This is a genomic window from Streptomyces sp. S3(2020) (genome assembly GCF_013044505.1).
Lineage (GTDB): Bacteria > Actinomycetota > Actinomycetes > Streptomycetales > Streptomycetaceae > Streptomyces.
In genome coordinates, this window is the sequence record NZ_JABERD010000065.1 from 26,357 (window position 1) to 47,364 (window position 21,008).

The window sequence follows — 21,008 nt, forward strand, 5'->3', positions numbered from 1 at the left end:
GCTGAATGGAGAGCATGAGCTCTCCGGAAGCCGAGCCGGCCGACGTCCTGCCCGTCGTCGCGCCGCAGCTCCGGGCGCTGCGGCGCCGCGCCTCCCTCACCCTGGAGGCCGCGGCCCGTGCCGCCGGGCTGTCGCCCGCGCACCTCTCCCGGCTGGAGACCGGGCAGCGCCAGCCCTCGCTGCCGATGCTGCTCGCGCTCGCCCGTATCTACGGTACGACGGTTTCGGAGCTGCTCGGCGAGACGGTCACCGAACGGGACGCCGTCGTGCGCGCCGCCGACATGGAACCGACCGCCGCCGGCGGCTGGACCTACTGGCAGGCCGGCTCGCCCGGCCGTGGCATGCAGGCGCTGCGCGTGCACGTCCCCCACGGCTCGCAGGGCGACATCGTGCGCGTCCACCCCGGCGAGGAGTGGCTGTACGTCCTCACGGGGCGGCTGAGGCTGCGCCTCGGCGACGCCACGCATCTGCTCGCCGCCGGCGACAGCGCGCACTTCGACTCGCTGACGCCGCACCGCATCGCGGCCCAGGACCCCGACGGGGTCGAGCTGCTCTTCGTCCACACCCTGTTGCAGAGCCCCACGGCCACGCTGTGCCTGGGCCCCACCCCTGGAGAGACGTCATGAAGCACACGGAGGAGAAGATCCCGCGCGGCGTCTGGGTGCGGCTGCTCATCTACATCGCGGTGGGGCATGTCTTCGCGGCCTTCATCTACCTGCTGTTCGAGCTCGGCGCCCAGCAGTAGAACCCGCGCCGGCCTCAGTCGAGGAGCCGCTCGCGCAGCCGCTCCCGGAGCCGGGGCGTGAGGCCGAGGCCCTGCTCCAGGTAGGTGTCGACGCCGCCCCAGGTCTCCTCGATCGTCTCGAACGCGGCCTGGAGGTACTCGGCGCGCGCGTCGAAGAGGGGGCCGAGCAGCTCCATCACCTCGGGGGAGTAGGCGGCGGTGGACTTGCTGCTGCGGCTCACCTTGTAGCGGCGGTGCTTGGCGTTCGACTCCAGGTAGTCCGCGACGATCGCGTCCCGCTCCACGCCGAGGGCGAGCAGCGTCACGGCGATGGACAGGCCCGCACGGTCCTTGCCCGCGGCGCAGTGCATCAGCGCGGGGACGCTCTCCTCGGCGAGGGAGTGCAGGACGCGGGAGTGCTCGTCGGTGCGCTCCTTCACGATCTTGCGGTACGAGGCGATCATCCGGTTCGCCGCCTTGCCGTCGCCGAGGATCTCGCGCAGCTGTTCGATCTCGCCGTCCCGGACCATCTTCCAGAACTCCGAGCCGTCCGCCGGGTCGCTCAGCGGGAGGTTCACATTGCGCACGCCCGGCAGCTCGACGTCGGGGCCCTCCAGCTTCTGGTCCGACGCGTTGCGGAAGTCGAAGATCGTGTGCAGCCCCAGGGAGGAGAGGAACGCGGCGTCCTCGTCGGTCGCGTGCGCCAGGTGACCGCTGCGGAACAGCACTCCGTACCGTACCCGCCGTCCGTCCACCGTCGGCAGGCCGCCGACATCCCGGAAGTTGCGGACTCCGGCCAGCTCGGGCTCGGTCGACGGGATCTGCTGCGTCACGGGGGCTCCTCCGGGCCGGTCCCGCCGCCACGGCACGTCAGCGGGCACTTCCACGACGATACGACATCGGTTCCTGGGGCAATCAGTTGTCCACAGGCGTTGCACCCGGGGCTCGCGGCCGTTGATGATGTTGGCAGTTGAGCGCACCTGTTTGTATCTGTGAGGATTTGATGCTGGAGATCTCCGAAACCGGCCGTACCTGGCTTCTCTCCGGGCCTGCCAGCAGTTATGCCGTCCACCTCACCGCGGACGACGTCCTGCTCCACCTCCACTGGGGCTCGAGAATCGAGCTCGCCGACGCCGAGGAGCTCGCCGGCCGCCCCCTGCCCGCCGAACGCGGCTTCGAGTCACCGATCGACGGCCGCGAGGAGTACCCCGTCGAGGGCGGCCCCCGCTTCGTGCGGCCCGCGCTGTCGGTGCGCACCGACGAGCGGCGCGGCACCGAGTGGAGCTTCGAGTCGTACGAGACCTCCGGCGACACGGAGGGCGACGAGCTGCGGCTCCGGTTCCGTGACGGCGGGCTGGCGATCACCCTGCACTACCGGATGCGCGGTGATGCGGTGGAGCGCTGGGTGGCCCTGGACAACGAGGGGCCCGAGGCCGTGGAGCTGCTGCGCGCCGACTCCGCCACCTGGACCCTGCCCGACCGCGAGGACTGGCGGCTCTCCCACCTGCACGGCCGCTGGGCCGCCGAGTCCCGGCTGACCAGCGCGCCGATCACCTACGGCGAGAAGGTCATCGGCAGCCGCCGCGGGCACACCGGGCACCAGTACCTGCCGTGGGTGGCGCTGGACACGGACGCCACCGAGGAGCGCGGCGAGGTCTACGGCTGCGCCCTCGGCTGGTCGGGCTCCTGGCGGATCGCCGTGGCCCAACTCTCCGACGCGCGCGTGCAGATCACCGGCGGGGTCGGACACGACGAGTCGGGTCTGCTGCGGCTGGCGGCGGGGGAGTCCTTCACGACGCCCGTCTTCGCCGGCCTGTGGAGCGACGGCGGCTTCGGCGGGGCGAGCCGGGCCTGGCACGCGTACCAGCGGGCGTACGTCATCCCGGACGCCGACCGGGACCGGCCCGTCCTGTTCAACTCCTGGGAGGCCACCGAGTTCGACATCTCCGAGGAGCAGCAGGGCACCCTCGCCCGGCGGGCCGCGGCGATCGGCGTCGAACTGTTCGTGGTCGACGACGGCTGGTTCGGTGCCCGCACCAGCGACCGCGCGGGCCTCGGCGACTGGACGCCCAACCGCGACCGCTTCCCGGGCGGCCTGAAGCCGCTGGCCGACTACGTGCACGCGCTCGGCATGCAGTTCGGCATCTGGGTCGAGCCCGAGATGGTCAACGCGGACAGCGACCTGTATCGGGCACACCCGGACTGGGTGCAGTACCAGCCGGGACGAAAGCGGACGGAATTCCGCAATCAGCTCGTACTCAACCTCGCGCGCGAGGACGTCCAGGAGTACCTCTGGAACTACCTGGACACGCTCCTGACCAGCACCCCGATCGACTATGTGAAGTGGGACTTCAACCGCAGCTTCACCGACGCCGGCTGGCCGGTCGAGCCCTATCCGCAGCGGCTCTGGACCGGCCATGTGCACGCCTTCTACGCCCTGTTGGACCGGCTGCGCGCCGCCCACCCGGGCGTCGCCTTCGAGTCCTGCTCGGGCGGGGGCGGCCGTATCGACCTCGGTGTCATGAGCCGCACGGACCAGGTGTGGACCTCCGACAACACCGATCCGCTCGACCGGCTCGCCATCCAGCACGGCTTCGGTCAGATCCACCCCGCGCGCGTGATGGCCGCCTGGGTGACCGACAGCCCGAACGCCATGCTCAACGGCCGGGTCAGCTCGCTGCGCTTCCGGTTCGTCAGCGCCATGGCCGGGGTGCTCGGCGTCGGCGGCGACCTCACGCAGTGGAGTGAGGAGGAGCTCGCGGAGGCCCGTGAGTGGGTGGAGCTCTACAAGGAGATCCGGCCCGTGGTGCAGCGCGGTGACCTCCACCGGCTGCGGCCGCCGCAGGGCGGGCTCAGCGCCGTCCAGTACGTCCTCGGGGACGAGACCGTCGTCCTCGCCTGGCTCCAGGCGCAGAGCTACGGCGAGCCCGTACCGGCGCTGCGGCTGCGCGGACTCGACCCGACAGCGTCGTACGAATGCCTCGAAACGGGCGAAGTTCACAGGGGTGCCGTATTGCTGCATCACGGACTTCGTGTCGGATTGCGCGGCGACCTGGATGCGGCAGTTCTCCGGCTGCGCCGCATCTGAGCCGTCTGTCCGAATTGGTGCCTTCCTCATCCTTCATTCCAACTCGCTCTGGAATAAGGGAAGCTGTGAATGTGCCACGTGAGGAGCGTCATAGCCGTGACCGTGCGTCGCCCGTCATGTTCACGTAATTCCCGTTCTTTTCCAGGGGTTTTGCATGGCGGGAGGCGTGCGCAATTCACGCAGGGTGACCGGTAATTCTCACAGCGGACCAAGAGGAACGCATTCACCTGGAACCTCTCACTTGTCCCTTTGCGTCTTGCTCGCTTACGTTCGCCATCAATCCGGACGGACGCCCAATCCTGCCGCCGCCCGGGGACCGCACAACTCACCCGTGAACGGCAGGAGCGGGGGACCCACAGGTACAACCGCCTGTTCCGGTCTCCGGAACGGCTAGGGGTTAAGTCGCACCTCGGTGCGACCGGGCATCTCCAGTCCGAACCCGACAGCTCACCTCGCAGGCGCCGGAGAGGAATTCGCCATGCCCGCGAAGGGTAAGCACCGCCGTCCGAAGGCCCAGCGCCTCACCCGCTCGATCGCCGTCGCCGGCACCGGTGGCGCCGCACTCGCCCTCCCGCTGATGGGTGCCGCAGGCGCCCACGCGGCCACCCCGCAATCCGTTTCGGAAAAGGCCGTCCAGTCCCTTCCGGTCGCCGAGAAGACGGCCACCGAGAAGAAGGCCGCGGAGAAGAAGAGCGCCGCGAACACCGCGACCGTGCACACCTATTCGGTGCGGTCCGGTGACTACCTCTCGAAGATCGCCGACGAGCAGAACGTCACCGGCGGCTGGAAGAAGCTCTACTCGGACAACCGCGAGGCCGTCGGCTCCGACCCGTCGCTGATCCACCCCGGTCTGAAGCTCACCATCGGCAAGAAGGCCGCGGCGAGCACGGAGAAGTCGACGGAGGCGCGGAAGTCGACGGACACGCAGAAGTCCTCTTCGTCCGACTCGTCCGCCTCTGACTCGTCCACCTCCGACTCGTCCTCGTCGAACACGACGACCACGACCCAGAGCAGCGATACGACCGGCACCAGCAGCTCCAGCGGCTTCACCCTCCCCGTCGCCGGCGCCACCGTCGGTACCCCGTACCGCATGGCCGGCAGCATGTGGTCCAGCGGCTACCACACGGGCGTCGACTTCGTCGTCCCGACCGGTACCTCGCTCAAGGCCGTGGGCGCGGGTACCGTCGTCTCCGCCGGCTGGGGCGGCGCGTACGGCAACCAGGTCGTCATCAAGCTGGCCGACGGCTACTACGCCCAGTACGCCCACCTGTCCTCGCTCTCGGTCTCGTCCGGCCAGACCGTCACCGAGGGCCAGCAGGTCGGCCTCTCCGGCGCGACCGGCAATGTGACCGGTCCGCACCTCCACTTCGAGATCCGCACCACGCCGGACTACGGCTCGGACGTGGACCCGGTCGCCTACCTCCGCGCGAAGGGCGTCTCCGTCGGCTGACGCCCTCCCCCCTGTGCCACCGAAGGCCGGACCCCGATCCCCGGGTCCGGCCTTCGGTGTTGGTCCGTCCCTGTTCGGTCTTGCGGGTTCATGATCAACGTGTTGCGTTCTTGTGGCACGGCTGTCCAAAGCGTCGACAGCGAGGGGAGGGTGGGGACACAGTGATCTCCGAAGCGATGCAAGCGCTTTCTATCCGCATCATCCGGAGGTCCCCGTGCCCGGCGTCGACCGACGCACCGTCATCAAGGGCGCCGCAACCGCGGCCGCCGCGGCCCAGTTCTCCTGGGCCCTGTCCCGCACCGCCGCCGCGGCCGACGTGGACGACACCGAACTCCACTGGCTGGAGGGCACGACGCCCGACGTCCATGCCGGTGCCACCTGGGGTGTGCCGTGGGCGCGCGGGACGTACCGGCCGGAGCAGGGGTTCCGGCTGACGACCGCCGCCGGTGACGACGTCCCCGTCCAGAGCTGGGTCACCGGCTACTGGCCCGACGGCTCGGTGAAGTGGACCGCGCACGCGATCGCGCCCGGCGCCCCGAAGGCCGCCGCGTACAAGCTCGCGGCGGGCAGTCCGGCGGCCCCCGAACAGAAGGTCACCGTCACTCGCGCCGGGGGCCGGGTCGAGGTGTCGACCGGTGTGATCACGGCCGTGTTCGGCGCCAAGGGCTCCGACACCGTCGTCCGCAGCGTGCGGCGCGGGACGGCCGAGATCGCGCGGGACGGGAAGCTGGTCGCCCTGCGGCAGGAGTCCGTGCGGGAGGGCGCGGACGTCTCGCGTTTCCTCGGCCGGGTCGAGAAGGTCGAGGTCGAGCAGGACGGTCCCGTCCGGGCCGTGATCCGCGTCGAGGGCCGGCACCGCGAGGGCGGCCGGAGCTGGCTGCCGTACACCCTGCGCTTCTCCTTCTTCGCCGGCGCCGACTCCTTCCGCCTGGTGCACACCTTCGTCTGGGACGGCGAGCAGAAGCCCGGCTCCGACCAGGGCGACTTCCTGCGCGGCCTCGGCGTCCGCTTCACCGTGCCGCTGCACGACCAGCCCTACGACCGGCACATACGGTTCGCCGACTCCGGCGGCGGGCTCTTCAGCGAGGCCGTCCAGGGCATCACCGGGCTCCGACGCGACCCCGGGGCGGCGGTGCGCAGCGCCCAGATCGCGGGCTCACGACTGCCGGACACCTCGACCTGGGACACCCGCGTCTCCAGCCGCCTGGCCTCCATCCCGACCTGGGGCGACTACACCCTCACCCAGCCCAACGCCGACGGCTACACCGTCCGCAAGCGCACCAGGGCGGGCTACGGCTGGATCCACGCGGCGGCCGGACGGCGCGCCGGGGGCTTCGGCTACGTCGGCGGCGCGAGCGGCGGACTCTCCTTCGGCCTCAGGGACTTCTGGCAGCGGCACCCGGCCCAGCTCGACGTCCGCGGGGCCGCGGGGGACGCCGCCGAGGCCACCGTATGGCTGTACTCACCCGAGGCACCCCCGCTCGACCTGCGCTTCTACCACGACGGCCTGGGGCAGGACACGTACGAGGAGCAGTCCGAGGGTGGTCTGGAGATCACCTACGAGGACTACGAGCCCGGCTTCGGCACGCCGTACGGCATCGCGCGGACCAGTGAACTGACCTTCTGGGCAACGGAGAAGACCCCTTCGGCCGCCGTCCTCGCCGCCCAGGCGACCGCCGCCGCGACCCCGCCGCTGCTCACCGCCACCCCCCAACGGCTGCACGCGGCAGGGGTGTTCGGGGACTGGGCACCCGTCGACCGCTCCGACAAGGCCCGGACGGCCGTCGAGGACCGCCTCGACGAGCTGTTCGCCTACTACGTCGGCCAGCGCGAACAGCACCGCTGGTACGGCTTCCTGGACTACGGCGACGTCCAGCACACCTACGACAACGACCGGCACGTCTGGCGTTACGACATCGGCGGATTCGCCTGGGAGAACTCGGAGTTGGGCACCGACCTCTGGCTCTGGTACCACTTCCTGCGCACCGGCTCCGCCGAGGCCTTCCGGTTCGCGGAGGCCATGACCCGCCACACCGGCGAGGTCGATGTGTACCACCTCGGCAAGTGGGCGGGCCTCGGTACCCGGCACGGCGTCCAGCACTGGGCCGACAGTGCCAAACAGGTCCGTATCTCCACGGCCGCCAACCGTCGCTTCCACTACTTCCTCACCGGCGACGAGCGCACCGGCGATCTGCTGAGCGAACTCGTCGACGTGGAGCTGACGTTCCTGGAGGTCGACCCGCAGCGCAAGGTCCGCACCGACGGGTACACGCCCGGCGACCGGCACGCGCTGTCGGTCGGCTTCGGCACCGACTGGGGCGGCATCTCGGCGGCCTGGCTCACCGAGTGGGAGCGGCACGGCCCGAACGCCGCGCAGGCCAAGGCCAAGCTGGTCAACTCGGTGCGGACGATCGCCGCCCAGCCGAACGGGTTCTTCACCGGGACGGGACTGCTCGACGCGGACACCGGCAAGTTCGCCGTCACCACCGGCACGGCAGTGAGCGTGTCGCATCTGAGCGCCGTCTTCGGGCTCGTCGAGACCAACAGCGAGCTTGTGTCGCTGTTCGGGGACGAGGAGCCCGAGTTCCGTACCGCGTGGCTCAACTACGCGCGGTACTACAACGGCACCGACGCCCAGAAACGGCAACTCACCGGTTCCACCTGGAAGTCGGCGCTGCCCGCCGCCCACTCCCGGATCACCGCCTACGCGGCGCACCACCAGGACGACGCCACGCTCGCCAAGCGGGCATGGAACGAGTTCTACACCGGCAGCGACACCTACTTCCCGTCCAACGACTGGAACCCGGTCACCGTCAGGACGCCGGCCGTCCTGCGCACCACCGAGGAGATCCCGTGGATCTCCACCAACTCCTCGGCCCAGTGGGCCCTCGCCGCGATCCAGAACCTCGCCCTGATCGGAGACCGGATCCCGTCATGAGACGTGCCTTCCTGACCGTGGCGGTGGCCGCGGGGCTGGTCGCCGGGGCGATACGGCCCGTCATGGCGTCCGACGACTCGAACGTCGTACGGCCCGATGACCGGCGCCTCGCCTACGAGGGGCACTGGGGCCGTACCACCGAGGCGGCGGTCACCGTCAACTCCGGTTCCCGGCTGGGCTTCCGCTTCCTCGGCGACCGCGTCCACGTCCTGTTCGACGTCTCGTCGATCACCGTGCCCGCGCAGATCTACGTGTCGGTCGACGGCGGCCCGAAGCGGCTGTACGCCGTCGACCGGAGCGACATCGAGGTCCAGGCTCCGGGGCGCGGGCCGCACACCGTCGAGTTGTCCGTGAAGGACGTCTTCTCACGGGCCAACCGGTGGACGCCACCGTTGGAGACCGGCGTGGTGCTCACCGGGGTGCGGGGCCGGCTGCTGGTGCAAAAGGTCGCTCATGAACGGCAGTTGGCGTTCTACGGCGACTCCATCACCCAGGGCGTCATGGCCCTGTGCGACGTGAACACCTCCGACTGCGCTGACGGCACCGCCGCCTACCCCACCCTGGTCGCCGACGCCCTGCACGCCTCCCTCACCCAGGTCGGGTTCGGGCGGCAGGGCGTGATCCAGACCGGCAACGGGGGAGTACCGGCGGCGTCGGACGCCTACGGCTGGAACTTCGCGGCGTCCAGGGCGGACACGGACCGTGGGGCCGACGCGATCGTGGTGAACCAGGGCACCAATGACACCGCCTGGGGCCCGGACGAGTTCCGCACCGCCTATCGCGCCTACCTCGACAAGCTGCGGACCGCGGCACCGCACGCACGCATCCTCGCGCTGCGCCCCTTCAACGGCGCACACGCCGAGGACATCGCCGCCGTCGTGGCCGAACTCGCCGACGCCCGTATCGAGTTCGTCGACTCGACCGACTGGCTCTCCGCGGCGGACGGCGACTTCAACGGGACCGTCCACCCCAGTGCTCAGGGCCACCGCAAGGCGGCCGACCGACTGATCGCCCTTCTCGCAAAGGAGCACTAGTGCAGCGCCTGCACCGCCGAAGAACCGTCGCCGTCGCCGCGGCGGCCCTGCTGGCCGGGATGTTCTCCGCACCCGCCGGTCACGCCGAAGAGGCCCCGCGCCGGGTGGTCGAGAACCTCGACCGCGGACTGGTCGCCGTACCGTCCGGCTCGGGTGGGGGCACGTTCCTGAGCTGGCGCCTGCTCGGCACCGAGTACGCCCGGTACGGGAACGCCATCGCCTTCAACGTCTACAAGAACGGGCGGCGGCTGAACCGTACGCCGGTCACCAAGTCCACGACGTACCAGGACGACTCGCCCGGCAAGGGCACGTACACCGTGCGGCCCGTCGTCAACGGGCATGAGCAGAGGCCGAGTTCGGCCGCGCTCGACTTCGCGCAGGGCTACGCCCAGATCCCGCTCGCGACCGCCGACGGCTACACCGTGCAGCACGCCTGGCCCGGGGACCTCGACGGCGACGGACGGTACGAGATCGTCGTCAGCCGGCTCTCCGGGACCCGTGACAAGCCCGACCTGCTGGAGGCGTACCGGCTGACCGGCGAGCGACTGTGGCGGGTCGACCAGGGGCCCGGTTCGTACACGCAGGCCGGCGGGAACGGTGCCAACGACCCGGCGCCCGCGGCGATCAGCGGCTCCACGGCGATCGGCGGCTACCGCAACGACGACAACGTCACGGTGTTCGACCTGGACAGCGACGGCAAGGCCGAGGTGCTGGTGCACACGGCCGACGGGACGACCTTCGCGGACGGTTCGAAGGTCAGCGCGGCCTCGCCCGCGAACCAGTTCGTGTCCGTCATCGACGGACTGACCGGCACCGAGCGCACCCGGCAGCCCGTCCCCGACGACTTCGTCGCCGACGGCCCTTCCGGCGGCCACTTCGGCATCGCCTACCTCGACGGTGAACACCCCAGCCTGGTCACCAAGTTGGTCACCCGGGTCGGTGCCAAGCGCGGTACCTTCCGGATCCTCTTCCAGACCTGGGACTTCAACGGCACCGAGCTGAGCCCGCGTTGGAAGTACGTGGTCCCGGCTGCCAGCGGCGCGACCAGCTTCCACCAGATCCGTACCGTCGACGTCGACCTCGACGGCAAGGACGAGATCGCCGACGGCAACTACGTCGTCAACAGCGACGGCACGCTCCGGTACGTCGTCGACGGCGCGGGGCACGGCGACCGCTTCCACATCGCCGACCTCGACCCCGACCGGCCCGGACTGGAGGGATTCGCCATCCAGCAGGCCGAGTTGGGCGTCGTCCCGAACTTCCCCTGGTACTACTACGACGCCGACACGGGTGAGCGGCTCCTGACCGGCCAACACCCCGCCGACTGGGTCAACGACACGGACATCGACGTCGGCCGCGGCAGCACCGGCGACATCGACCCTGACCACCCGGGCTACGAGTACTGGACCTCCACCGCCGACGTCACCGCCCCCGGCGCGGGCGTCCGCAACGTCCAGGACGGCAAGGTCTCCACGACGACGCCCAGTGTCAACTTCCGCATCTGGTGGGACGGCGACAAGGCCTCGGAGAACCTCGACCTCACCCACGTGGAGAAGTGGGACCCGGCGACCGAGACCACCTCGAAGATCTTCGAGCCGTCCGGTGTGGTCTCCGGCGCCCGCAACGCCACCCCGTTCTACGGCGACCTCCTCGGCGACTGGCGCGAGGAGATCCTCGCCGAGACCGCCGACCACACCGCGCTCAGGCTCTACACCACCACCGAGCCGACGCGGACACGTATCTACACGCTCGCGCAGAACGCCGAGTACCGCCTCGGCTGGACCGTGCGCGGCTATCTCCAGTCGACGTACACCGACTACTACCTCGGCACCGAGACCCGCAGGGTGCCGAAGCCCTCGATCACCCTCCCGGAAGGAGCCGTCCGCAGTGACGACCACGCGTAGAGCATTCGGAGCCCTGGCCGCCGGCACCGCCCTGGCCGCCCTGGCCCCCGCCGCGACCGCGAGCGCCCACTCCTCGAACCGCCGCGGCCGCCTCATCGCCCACGACGACTTCCGCCACGGCCTCGGCCAGTGGGCCGTGGAACTGGAGAAGGGCGGCACCGTCACCGCCGCCCGCGCCACCCTGGACGTCGAGGTACCGGCCGGCGCGACGATCTGGTTCAAGAAGCGGCTCGAAGGCCCGTACGTCATCGAGTACACGGCCACGCCCGTGTCCGAGGGCGGCGTCAACGACCGGGTCTCCGACCTCAACAACTTCTGGAACGCGGTCGACGTCCGTTCCCCCGACGACATCTTCGCCACCCGGCGCGGCGGGGCGCTGGCCGAGTACGACTACCTCAAGACGTACTACGTCGGCTACGGCGCCAACACCAACACCACGACCCGGCTGCGGCGGTACGTCGGCGAGGCCGGCGTCCGCCCGCTGATCTACGACTACACCGAGCCGCTGCTCGTGGCGAACCAACCCCACCGGGTCCGGATCGTCTCCGACGGCTCCACCCAGCGGTGGTGGAACAACGGGCGGCTCGTCTTCGACCTCACCGACCCGGAGCCCTACACGAGCGGGCACTTCGCCTTCCGGACCACATGGAGCCACTTCCGGCTGAACGACTTACGGGTGTGGCGGCTGAGCCCTCAACATCGCTGATCGGAGACGTATTCCAGGCTTGGCCAACACTTTAGGAGTGGCTTATCTCACCGCCCGTCAACCCTTCCTTACGGTCGCGTAGGTCACATTCGAAGGTGAATCATGCCGGGTGTGGCAGACGATTCGAAGAGTGACAGCGCAGCAGTGATCGGGTCGTACGTTGCGGTGGGGGACAGCTTCACCGAAGGCGTGGGCGACCCCGGCCCCGACGGGGCGTTCGTCGGCTGGGCCGACCGGTTCGCGGTACTTCTCGCGGACCGGCGGCCCGAGGGCGCCTTCACGTACGCCAACCTCGCCGTCCGCGGCAAGCTGCTCGACCAGATCGTGGAGGACCAGCTTCCCAAGGCCGTGGAACTCGGTCCGGACCTGGTCTCCTTCTGTGCCGGCGGCAATGACATCCTCCGACCGGGAACCGACCCCGACGAGGTCGCCGAGCGCTTCGAGCGGGCGATCGCCCGGCTCACCGAGGCGTGCGGCACCGTGATCGTGACGACCGGTTTCGACACCCGTGGCGTGCCCGTGCTCAAGCACCTGCGCGGCAAGATCGCCACGTACAACGGACATGTGCGGGCGGTCGCCGACCGCTACGGCTGTCCCGTCCTCGACCTGTGGTCCCTGAAGACCATCCAGGACCGCAGGGCCTGGGACGGCGACCGGCTCCATCTCTCCGCCGACGGCCACACGCGTGTGGCGCTGCGCGCCGGCCAGGTGCTCGGCCTGGAGGTCCCGGCCGACCCCGACCAGCCGTGGCCTCCGCTGCCGCCGCGCGGCACGCTCGACGTGCGGCGCGACGATGTGCACTGGGCGCGCGAGTACCTGGTGCCGTGGATCGGGCGGCGGCTGCGCGGCGAGTCCTCGGGCGACCATGTGACCGCCAAGGGCGCGCTGTCGCCGGACGACATCAAGCTGCGGATCGCGTCGGTGGCGTGACCCCTGTGCGGTGCGCGGGGGCGGCTCCACCAGTGAGGTGACCGCGCGGGAGTGGTGCGCGGTCCGGTCCCGGGGCCGGTGTTGGGATGACGGCACACCGTCACCCGACTCCCGGAAGGACCGGACGCGCATGCCCGTTCCCCGTACGACCGTCACGGCGATCGCCGTCGTCCTCCTGGCCCTGGGCCTGCCCGTCGCCGCCGCCCCCGGGGCCGCCGCCACGGGCGGTGCCGTGCCCGCGGTGCGTGTCGCGGCGGCGCCCGCCACCGTCACCGTGACCGGCGAGGGCAGCGCCGCCGGGGAGCCCGACATCGCCCTGGTCGGCGCCGGGGTGGAGGCCACCGCCAAGACCACCCGGGCCGCGCTCGACGCGCAGAACGAGGCGGCCGCGGCCCTGCTGAGGGCGGTGCGCGCCCAGGGGATCGTCGACCGGGACATCCGTACCGAGAACGTCTCCGTCAGCCCCGTGTACGACTACCAGGACGGCGTGTCGACGCTGAAGGGCTACCGGGCCGCCCAGTCCTTCTCGATCAGGGTGCGCGAGGTGGCCACCGCCGGTGCCCTGATCACGGCCGTCACCGAGGCCACCGGCGACGCCGGCCGTGTCGACTCCGTCGTCTTCGACCTCGACGACCGCCGCCCGCTCCAGGCCCGCGCCCGCGAGGCCGCCTATCAGGACGCCCACGCCAAGGCCGCGCAGTACGCCGAGCTCGGCGGCCACCGCCTCGGCCGCCTCGTCTCGCTCAGCGAGGGCGGCACCGGGTACGTCCTCCCGATGCCACCGGTCTCCGGGGACGTGCCGGGGGCAGGCATCGGCGCGGTGCCGCTCGCACCGGGGGAGATCCGGGCGACGGCCTCGGTGACGGCGGTGTACGAACTGGACTGAGGAACCCTCGTCCGCGTCACGCCCGGATCCACCGCCGCAGCGCCTCGACCGTGTTCTCCGGCGACGAGTTGAAGCACAACCGGATCCCCGGGGCCTCCTCGGTGAGGACGTTGACCAGCCGTTCGAACAGCACGGTGTGCTCCGGCAGCATCCGTACGCCGCCCCCGATCATCGCGAGGCCGAACGTGTGCGCCCGGAGCTGTTCCCGGACGGCCTCCTGCGCGTGGTCCGCGGCCGTGTCGATCAGGCAGGGCACCACGTCGAACCCCGCCTGGCGCAGGCCCGCGTTCGCCGCCTCGATCCGGGCGGCGAAGGTCACCTCGTCGACGCCCTCGGGCATCCGGCTGTAGTCGAGCACGCGCGGGTGCAGTCCGATGGACAGCACCTTCGTCGTGCCGGGGAGGGGTGCCGGGGCTGTCGGTCGCACCATGGGTGGTGTGCCCTCTCTGTCGGCGGGCCTGCTCTCGTGGGGCGCCGCTCAGCGCTCCTGGGCGCTCAACGTCTCGGCTCCCAGACCGAGTTCCCGGGCCAGGGCCTCGTCCACCCACTCCTGTGCGCGGGACCGGGAAACGGCTCCCGGGTAGGACGTCAGCTGTACGGCGAGACCGTCGAGCAGGGCGGTGAGGCGCAGGGCCGCGCCGTCCGGGTCGGGACAGTGGAACTCGCCCGCGGCCGTGCCCTCCCTGACGACCTCGGCGATCGCCGCCTTCCACCGTCTGTCGAGGTTGCGGGTGACCTCCTGGAGCGCGGGTTCGCGCAGCGCCGCCGCCCAGCCCTCGATCCACAGCCGCCAGCCCTTGGCCTGGCCGGTCGGGGCGTACCAGCGCACGGCGGACCGCAGCCGGCGCAGCGCGGTCGTACGGCGGCCGAGCAGCTTGCGCAGCTGCGCGAGGTCCTCCTCCGCGGCGTGGGCGAACGCGGCGGAGACCAGCTTCTCCTTCGTCGAGAAGTGGTACAGCACCAGCGCGTTGCTGACCCCGAGCGCCGAGGCCACGTCGGCGATCCTGACCGCCGCCACGCCCCGCGCCTCGATCTGCTCGACGGCGGCCCGCAGCAACTCCTCGCGCCGCTCGGCCACGCTCAACCGCACTCTCGCCACGCGGCCACCCTATCGAGGCAGCACCTGGGACCGCCGAGGGGCCGCGGTCATCGGCACCGGGCCGGAACAGCGGAGACGCTGCCGACGTAGGCCGAACGGTCGGCACAGCCGACACGGCCACCGGCCGGCCGGTGCGCCGAGAGCCACTGCCCCGGCGCCGACCGAACCGCCGCAGCGCCCTCTCGTCGGCGCGGACCGAGTTGCCGAACCGCCGGGACTCACCTCGTCGTACCCGCACCACCACCGACGGCACCCGTCACCGGTACCACCCGAACCGCTCCGCGATCACCGGCAGTCGGTCCGCGACGATCGCGTGTGCGGCGGCGCGTGGTGAGGTTCCGTCGGCCTCCGCGCGGGCCAGCATGAGCTCGACGAGGGCCCGCATGGCGCGGCGGGTGTGCGCGAACGCCTCCTGGGCGTCGGCGCCGATGTCGCCGAACAGGGTCCACCACCACCAGGCGTTCGTCCCGGAGTTCACGACCACGTCGGGCAGCACGGTGACGCCCCGCGCGGCCAGCAGCGCCTCCGCCGCGGGCAGGACGGGCATGTTCGCGGCCTCGACGATCCAGCGGGCGGTGATCCGCCCCTGGTTGGAGGCGTCGATCGCGTACGACACCGCCGCGGGCACCAGCACCTCCACGTCCGCGGACAGCCACGCGTCGCCCGGCAGTTCACGGTCACCGGGGCGCAGCACGGCACGGTCCACGGTGCCGTACGCGTCCCGCGCGGCGAGCAGCGCCTCGACGTCGAGGCCGGCGGGATTGGCGATCGTGCCCTTGATGTCGGCGACGGCCACGATGTCGAGCCCCGCGCGCGCGAGGAACCGTGCCGTGGCTGCGCCCATCGTGCCGAGCCCCTGCACCGCGACCCGCGTCCCCGCGTACGGCACCCCGGCCCGGTCCAGGGCCGTGAGCACCGACTCGGCGACCCCGCAGCCGCCGGCCAGTTCGTCGAGCCCGATGCCGTCCACCTCGACGGCGAACGCCTCCGCGAGCCGACGCCGGGCCGCCGTCTCGTCGTCGAGCAGCGGGTACACGGCCTGGATCGAGGAGACGAGCCCCGCCTCGGCCGCCGCCCGGTCCACGAGGTCCTGGGTGAGGCCGAGATCCTCGCCGGTGGTCCAGAGACTCTCGACGTACGGTCGCATCGCGCGCAGGAAACGCACGAGAACCGCGTACGCCGCCGGGTCCCGGGGATCGCAGTCGATGCCGCCCTTCGCGCCGCCCAGCGGGATGTAGCGGCCCTCGGGGTCGTAGTGCAGCGCCTCCTTCATGGTCATGCCGCGGGCCAGCCCGGTGACCTCGTCCAGGGTGCAGCCCTCGCGCATGCGCAGCCCGCCGCTGGACACGCCGCGTACGAGCCGGTCGACGACCAGGAAGCCCTGGCGGCCGGTGACGTGGTCGGTCCAGGTGAGCGACAGAAGGGGGGTGGTCACGGTGGCTTCTCCTGGTCGAATTACTGAATGGTGAGTCAGTATCGGGAGGGGGCCTGGCCCCTGTCAACGCGAGGCGGGACCGGTTGACGGGGTCGGAGCGGGGGCTGTTACGTTCCCTTTGGGAACGTACTGGTCGTCGGATGGGGGCGGGGACGTGGCGAACGTCGTCGAGTTGTCGTACTACCCGGTCAAGGGATGCGCCGGGATCTCGGCGAGCGAGGCGCTGGTGACGCCGGCCGGGCTCGCCCACGACCGCGCCTTCATGGTCGTGAGCGACGAAGGGGTGTTCCGGACCCAGCGGCGCGACCCGCGGCTCGCGCTGATCCTGCCCGGCATCGACGCCGACGGCGAGCGGCTCACGCTGCGCGCGCCGGACCACGGCGAGGTGACCGTCGACGTCGACACCACCGGAGCGCGCCGGCCCGTCGAACTGTTCGGGAACCCGTTCCGGGGCATCGACCAGGGCGACTCCGTCGCGCGGTGGCTCACCGACGTGCTCGGCGTCCCGAGTCGCCTCGTCCGGGTACCGCCCGAGCACGACCGGGTCACCGACGGCAGGACGCCGGGCACCGCCGGCTGGGCGGACAGCGGCGCGCTGCACGTGCTCTCGCGCTCCAGCCTCGACCTGCTCAACGAGAAGATCGCCGAGCGTGGCGGGGAACCTCTGTCGATGAACCGCTTCCGCCCCAACATCGTGATCGGCGGCTGGGACACCCCGCACACCGAGGACCGCGCCCACCGCATGCTGATCGGCGACACCGAGCTCGCCTACGCCAAGCTCGCCGTCCGCTGTGCCGTCACCCTGGTCGACCAGGAGCGCGGCGCCAACGGCGGCCCGGAACCCATCCGCAGCCTGGCCGGCTACCGCCGCGGCGCCGCCGGCACCGTGTTCGGCGTGAAGTTCTCCGTGCTGCGGCACGGGAAGCTGGCGGTCGGCGACGAGGTGGACGTCACCGCGTGGGGCGACTCCGAGGTGTCGTTCACGCGGCCGTGACCAGCGGGATCCCGGTTTGTCGGAGGGGTCGACCATAATGGAATGCCTCACCGACTCCACCTGGAGGTACCGTGTCCGGTTTCCGTTCCCTGAGCTCCGGGCTCCGCGCGCTGCAGCCCGCGGCCTTCGGCGTGGACCCGAGCGGTGAGCGCCTCGCGCGCATCCGTAGATCGCCGCACTTCAAGGACGGGGTCTTCCAGAACCCGGGCGGCACGGCCCGCATCCGGCCCTCCGGCTCGACGGTGGAGCTCGCGAAGGTCTTCTTCGACAAGGACGAGCGGCCCCGCCGCGCCCCCGGGGGCCGTATCCCCGTGCACCCCACCACCCTCGCCGACATCGCCCGGCCGCCCGCCACCGGACTCAGGCTGACCTGGATGGGGCACTCCAGCGTGCTCGCGGAGATCGACGGGCACCGGGTGCTCTTCGACCCGGTGTGGGGCGAGCGCTGCTCCCCGGTCCCCTTCGCCGGCCCCAAGCGCCTGCACCCGGTCCCCCTGCCGCTGGCCGCGCTCGGCCCGGTCGACGTGGTCGTCATCTCGCACGACCACTACGACCACCTGGACATGCCTTCCATCAAGGCACTGGCCGGCACCGACACCCTGTTCGCGGTACCCCTCGGCGTCGGCGCCCACCTGGAGCACTGGGGCGTCTCCGCCGACCGGCTGCGCGAGCTGGACTGGCACGAGGCGACCAAGGTCGGCGGCCTCACCCTGACCGCCACCCCGGCCCGCCACTTCTGCGGCCGAGGCCTGCGCAACACACAGCACACCCTCTGGGCCTCCTGGGTCGTAGCCGGCGAGGAGCACCGGGTCTTCCACAGCGGCGACACCGGCTATTTCGAGGGCTTCGAGGACATCGGCGCCGAGCACGGACCGTTCGACGCCACGATGATCCAGATCGGCGCGTACAGCGACTTCTGGCCCGACATCCACATGACGCCCGAGGAGGGCATGCGCGCCCACCTCGACCTCCAGGGCGGACCGTCGGCCGGACCGATGCTGCCGATCCACTGGGCCACCTTCAACCTCGCCACGCACGCGTGGGCGGACCCGGGCGAGGGGACCCTCGCGGCCGCCCGCAAGGAAGGGGCCCGGGTGGCCCTGCCCCGGCCGGGCGAGCCCTTCGAGCCCACCGCCGAGACCGTCCCGGACGAGCCGTGGTGGCGCGGGGTCGCGTCGGCGCCGGCGGGCGGGTGGCCGGCGGACGGTGTGGGCACCGAGGCGGGCCCGGCGACCGATACGGCCCGTGACATTCCCGGAGCCGCGACCGAGGGCTCAGGAGAGCCCGAAACCGTGCCCGCGGGCTGATCCCGGGCTGATTCCGGGCCGAGAACGGCTGACGGCGAGGGCCGGAGAGCATCACGCTCTCCGGCCCTCGCCGTCTGTGCGTGACCGCTTCTGACCAGGTTCGATCGAAGTCCGGCCGTTCCCGAACGGACGCCCGAGGGGCTTATCGGGCTGTCGTACGAGACCTCATACCAGAGCGGGACGCTCTCCGTACGAGTTTGTCAACTGCCCACCGCACATGATGCGTTGCCGACTACTGTGAGTGTCCGTCGGGCGACGCAGGGCCGAATTCTTCGGCGCTCTCGACCGACGCCGAGCCGGAGGAGGGAGTCGACGCGATGGGGATCCCCCCAGCTCGACCGCAACCGGGCACCGGGGGACACCGGTGACCGACGACCGCGTCGGAGTGCGCTCCGCCCGCAGCGAGCGCACCAGGGAACCGGCGGGGGCGCGCACCGGACCACGGGAACCCGGCCGCGGCCGCCCGAGCCCGCCCGGCGACCAGGCCCGACGGACCACCAGTACGAGGACACCGATGGCTCAGCTCCGCGCACCGGCCACCCGCGCAGACCGCCGCGAAGGCGGCCGGCACGGAAGGCCGGCCGCCCGGCCCGTACCCGCGCTGCCCGAGACGCACATACGGCCACAGCTGCTGCGGCTCGCCGTGCTGCCGCCCATCGCGGTCGCCCTCAGCGCCTCGGCAGCCGTCCTCTTCACGGTCCGCTCCACCGGTGCGCAACCCGGTCTCACCCTGTGGGGCGTCCTCGCCGGAGCCTTCTCGGTCGCCCTCGCGGGCATCCTCATCGCCGCCGTGGCCGCCGACCGCGCCGCCCGGGCGGTCAGCGACCGCATCGGCGCCCTGCGCCGCAGCAGCGCGCGCGGCGAGGCGGATCTGCGCGCCCTCGTCGAGGCGCTGCGCCGCGGCGAAGGGCCGCCCCAGCGCAAGCCGCGCGGCGGTCCCCCCGAGGACGCCGACGACTTCGAACTGCTCGCCGCCGACCTGTCCCGCGCCCATGACGGTGCCGTCACCGCGGTGGTCCAGGCCGCCCAGCTGTCCAGCCAGGCGGGCAGCGAACAGAAGCTGGAGGTCTTCCTCAACCTCGCCCGGCGCCTCCAGTCACTGGTGCACCGGGAGATCTCCATCCTCGACGAGCTGGAGAACGAGATCGAGGACCCCGACCTGCTCAAGGGCCTCTTCCACGTCGACCACCTCGCCACCCGCATCCGGCGGCACGCCGAGAACCTCGCCGTGCTCGGCGGCGCCGTCTCCCGCCGGCAATGGAGCCACCCCGTCTCCATGACCGAGGTGCTGCGCTCCGCCATCGCCGAGGTCGAGCAGTACTCCCGGGTCAAGCTCGTGCCGCCCATCGACGGAACCCTGCGCGGGCACGCCGTCGCCGACGTCATCCACCTGCTCGCCGAACTGGTCGAGAACGCGACGGTGTTCTCCGCCCCGCACACCCAGGTCCTGCTGCGAGCCAACCTCGTCACCTCCGGGCTCGCCGTCGAGGTCGAGGACCGCGGGCTCGGCATGCCCGTCGGCGAGCAGAACAAGATGAACGCCCTGCTCGCCGACCCCGACCAGGTCAACGTGGGCAGCCTGCTGGCGGACGGCCGCATCGGCCTGTTCGTCGTCTCGCAGCTCGCCCGGCGGCACGGCATCAACGTCCGGCTCCAGACCAACATCTACGGCGGCGTCCAGGCCGTACTCGTCGTACCGCAGGGGCTGTTGGGCGCGGACCCGGACGCGTCGGGCGCCGTACCGCGGTCACCGGGCGGGACGGGAGCACCGGAGCCCGGCCGGCCCCCGGCGCCCATGACGGGACCGGGCGGGCCCGGTGCCTCCGGGGCCCCGCAGCGGGAAGGGACGGGACCGGGGACCGCCGTACCGCCCCAGCAGTATCCGTACCCGGGAGCCGGTGCGGCCGCCGACACCGGGCCCCAGCGCGTCGTACCCTTCGCGCCCCGCCGGCAGCACGACGCCCCGCGTGCCGCCGCCCCGGCGCCCGGCCCCGCCGTACCACTGCCCGTGCGCGGCACCCACCAGGAGCGGCCCAACCCGGCGGAGGCCGTCCCGGGCATCCGCCCCGACGACCGGCACCGCGTCGCCGAACGCACCGCCGGGCCGCCCACCCCCCGCACCGGCACCGTGCGCGGCACCATGGGCAAGCCCCAACTGCCCCGCCGCCGCGCCCAGGAACACATCGCACCCCAGCTGCGCGACGGCCCGGCCGCACCGCGTCCCGAGACGGACCACCCCGCCGGTCACGACCCGGGCCTGATGGCGGCCTTCCAGCGCGGCATCGGCCTCGCCGAGGCACAGCAGCACCTGGAGGCCGAGCACGCGGGGGCGCCCCACCCGGAAGAAGCGGGCCACCCGCAGGCCCCGCACATGGAGGCCGTGCGCTTCGACACGGACCGGACCGGGTCCATGTACCTCGGCGTACCCCACTCCGCCCCGGCACCCCTGGACCTCACGCACCCGGACGCCCCCCACCGGGACGCATCGCCCCAGGACGTGCCCGCCATGGACC

At 71.8% G+C, this 21,008-nt stretch carries 17 protein-coding genes and 1 riboswitch; of the genes, 13 read left to right on the forward strand and 4 right to left on the reverse strand.

All coding sequences use genetic code 11. The features are described 5' to 3' along the window. The first annotated feature begins 14 nt into the window (after positions 1 to 14). Together HLK59_RS21730 and HLK59_RS21735 are read left to right on the forward strand one after the other, a co-directional pair. Positions 15 to 626 carry an XRE family transcriptional regulator gene (locus HLK59_RS21730; RefSeq protein WP_171143163.1) on the forward strand — a complete coding sequence of 204 codons (612 nt, stop codon included), beginning with the start codon at positions 15 to 17 and terminating at the stop codon, positions 624 to 626. Continuing rightward, the gene (locus HLK59_RS21735) at positions 623 to 745 is read left to right on the forward strand and encodes a DUF6126 family protein (RefSeq protein WP_171143164.1); all 123 of its coding nucleotides are present in this window, start codon (positions 623 to 625) and stop codon (positions 743 to 745) included. Before HLK59_RS21730 ends, HLK59_RS21735 begins: the two co-directional genes overlap by 4 nt. Before the next feature lie 14 nt (positions 746 to 759). Here the strand turns inward: HLK59_RS21735 and HLK59_RS21740 are convergent, their stop codons facing one another. Continuing rightward, the gene (locus HLK59_RS21740) at positions 760 to 1,557 is read right to left on the reverse strand and encodes a tyrosine-protein phosphatase (RefSeq protein ID WP_171143165.1); all 798 of its coding nucleotides are present in this window, start codon (positions 1,555 to 1,557) and stop codon (positions 760 to 762) included. Between the two features lie 170 nt (positions 1,558 to 1,727). Between HLK59_RS21740 and HLK59_RS21745 the strand changes: the two genes are divergently transcribed. The 8 genes from HLK59_RS21745 to HLK59_RS21780 all read left to right on the forward strand — a co-directional run bounded on the left by HLK59_RS21745 (position 1,728) and on the right by HLK59_RS21780 (position 13,660). Beyond that, on the forward strand, positions 1,728 to 3,812 hold the full coding sequence (locus HLK59_RS21745; protein WP_171143166.1) for an alpha-galactosidase: 2,085 nt from the start codon (positions 1,728 to 1,730) through the stop codon (positions 3,810 to 3,812). Positions 3,813 to 4,128: 316 nt separating this feature from the next. Next, a riboswitch (cyclic di-AMP (ydaO/yuaA leader) is annotated at positions 4,129 to 4,286 on the forward strand. 4 nt (positions 4,287 to 4,290) lie between these two features. Next, a complete protein-coding gene (locus HLK59_RS21750) occupies positions 4,291 to 5,262 on the forward strand; it encodes a LysM peptidoglycan-binding domain-containing M23 family metallopeptidase (protein WP_171143167.1) in 972 nt (323 codons plus the stop codon). Between the two features lie 214 nt (positions 5,263 to 5,476). Continuing rightward, positions 5,477 to 8,200: a Tat pathway signal sequence domain protein gene (locus HLK59_RS21755; protein WP_171143168.1), complete on the forward strand. Its 2,724-nt coding sequence runs from the start codon at positions 5,477 to 5,479 to the stop codon at positions 8,198 to 8,200. Beyond that, on the forward strand, positions 8,197 to 9,234 hold the full coding sequence (locus HLK59_RS21760) for a GDSL-type esterase/lipase family protein (protein ID WP_171143169.1): 1,038 nt from the start codon (positions 8,197 to 8,199) through the stop codon (positions 9,232 to 9,234). The genes HLK59_RS21755 and HLK59_RS21760 overlap by 4 nt, the downstream gene beginning before the upstream one ends. Next, a complete protein-coding gene (locus HLK59_RS21765) occupies positions 9,234 to 11,138 on the forward strand; it encodes a hypothetical protein (protein WP_346779789.1) in 1,905 nt (634 codons plus the stop codon). The genes HLK59_RS21760 and HLK59_RS21765 overlap by 1 nt, the downstream gene beginning before the upstream one ends. Further along, the gene (locus HLK59_RS21770) at positions 11,122 to 11,844 is read left to right on the forward strand and encodes a DUF6250 domain-containing protein (RefSeq protein ID WP_171143170.1); all 723 of its coding nucleotides are present in this window, start codon (positions 11,122 to 11,124) and stop codon (positions 11,842 to 11,844) included. The genes HLK59_RS21765 and HLK59_RS21770 overlap by 17 nt, the downstream gene beginning before the upstream one ends. 144 nt (positions 11,845 to 11,988) lie before the next feature. Then, entirely contained in the window at positions 11,989 to 12,774 is a 786-nt protein-coding gene (locus HLK59_RS21775; RefSeq protein ID WP_171143180.1) for an SGNH/GDSL hydrolase family protein, read from the forward strand. A 130-nt stretch (positions 12,775 to 12,904) separates the two neighbouring features. Beyond that, entirely contained in the window at positions 12,905 to 13,660 is a 756-nt protein-coding gene (locus HLK59_RS21780) for an SIMPL domain-containing protein (protein WP_171143171.1), read from the forward strand. A gap of 16 nt (positions 13,661 to 13,676) precedes the next feature. On the opposite strand, the gene HLK59_RS21785 is transcribed toward HLK59_RS21780, so the two are convergent. The 3 genes from HLK59_RS21785 to HLK59_RS21795 form a co-directional block, all read right to left on the reverse strand. Continuing rightward, on the reverse strand, positions 13,677 to 14,090 hold the full coding sequence (locus HLK59_RS21785; protein WP_171143172.1) for a hypothetical protein: 414 nt from the start codon (positions 14,088 to 14,090) through the stop codon (positions 13,677 to 13,679). 48 nt (positions 14,091 to 14,138) lie between these two features. Beyond that, on the reverse strand, positions 14,139 to 14,759 hold the full coding sequence (locus HLK59_RS21790; RefSeq protein ID WP_171143173.1) for a TetR family transcriptional regulator C-terminal domain-containing protein: 621 nt from the start codon (positions 14,757 to 14,759) through the stop codon (positions 14,139 to 14,141). Between the two features lie 256 nt (positions 14,760 to 15,015). Further along, on the reverse strand, positions 15,016 to 16,194 hold the full coding sequence (locus HLK59_RS21795; RefSeq protein WP_171143174.1) for a Glu/Leu/Phe/Val dehydrogenase dimerization domain-containing protein: 1,179 nt from the start codon (positions 16,192 to 16,194) through the stop codon (positions 15,016 to 15,018). Positions 16,195 to 16,348: 154 nt separating this feature from the next. On the opposite strand from HLK59_RS21795, the gene HLK59_RS21800 reads away from it, so the two are divergent. The 3 genes from HLK59_RS21800 to HLK59_RS21810 form a co-directional block, all read left to right on the forward strand. Then, positions 16,349 to 17,188, forward strand: a complete 840-nt coding sequence (locus HLK59_RS21800) for an MOSC N-terminal beta barrel domain-containing protein (RefSeq protein WP_171143175.1) — start codon at positions 16,349 to 16,351, stop codon at positions 17,186 to 17,188. Between the two features lie 71 nt (positions 17,189 to 17,259). After that, positions 17,260 to 18,495 carry an MBL fold metallo-hydrolase gene (locus tag HLK59_RS21805; RefSeq protein ID WP_171143176.1) on the forward strand — a complete coding sequence of 412 codons (1,236 nt, stop codon included), beginning with the start codon at positions 17,260 to 17,262 and terminating at the stop codon, positions 18,493 to 18,495. A gap of 514 nt (positions 18,496 to 19,009) precedes the next feature. After that, on the forward strand, positions 19,010 to 21,008 hold a 1,999-nt coding region (locus HLK59_RS21810), incomplete at its 3' end, for an ATP-binding protein (RefSeq protein ID WP_240982563.1).

What these genes read in the sequence shown, in the direction of transcription:
- HLK59_RS21730 (WP_171143163.1), top strand. Translation starts at nt 15, where the DNA reads ATGAGCTCTCCGGAAGCCGAGCCGGCCGACGTCCTGCCCGTCGTCGCG.
- HLK59_RS21735 (WP_171143164.1), top strand. Translation starts at nt 623, where the DNA reads ATGAAGCACACGGAGGAGAAGATCCCGCGCGGCGTCTGGGTGCGGCTG.
- HLK59_RS21745 (WP_171143166.1), top strand. Translation starts at nt 1,728, where the DNA reads ATGCTGGAGATCTCCGAAACCGGCCGTACCTGGCTTCTCTCCGGGCCT.
- HLK59_RS21750 (WP_171143167.1), top strand. Translation starts at nt 4,291, where the DNA reads ATGCCCGCGAAGGGTAAGCACCGCCGTCCGAAGGCCCAGCGCCTCACC.
- HLK59_RS21760 (WP_171143169.1), top strand. Translation starts at nt 8,197, where the DNA reads ATGAGACGTGCCTTCCTGACCGTGGCGGTGGCCGCGGGGCTGGTCGCC.
- HLK59_RS21780 (WP_171143171.1), top strand. Translation starts at nt 12,905, where the DNA reads ATGCCCGTTCCCCGTACGACCGTCACGGCGATCGCCGTCGTCCTCCTG.
- HLK59_RS21785 (WP_171143172.1), bottom strand. Translation starts at nt 14,090, where the DNA reads ATGGTGCGACCGACAGCCCCGGCACCCCTCCCCGGCACGACGAAGGTG.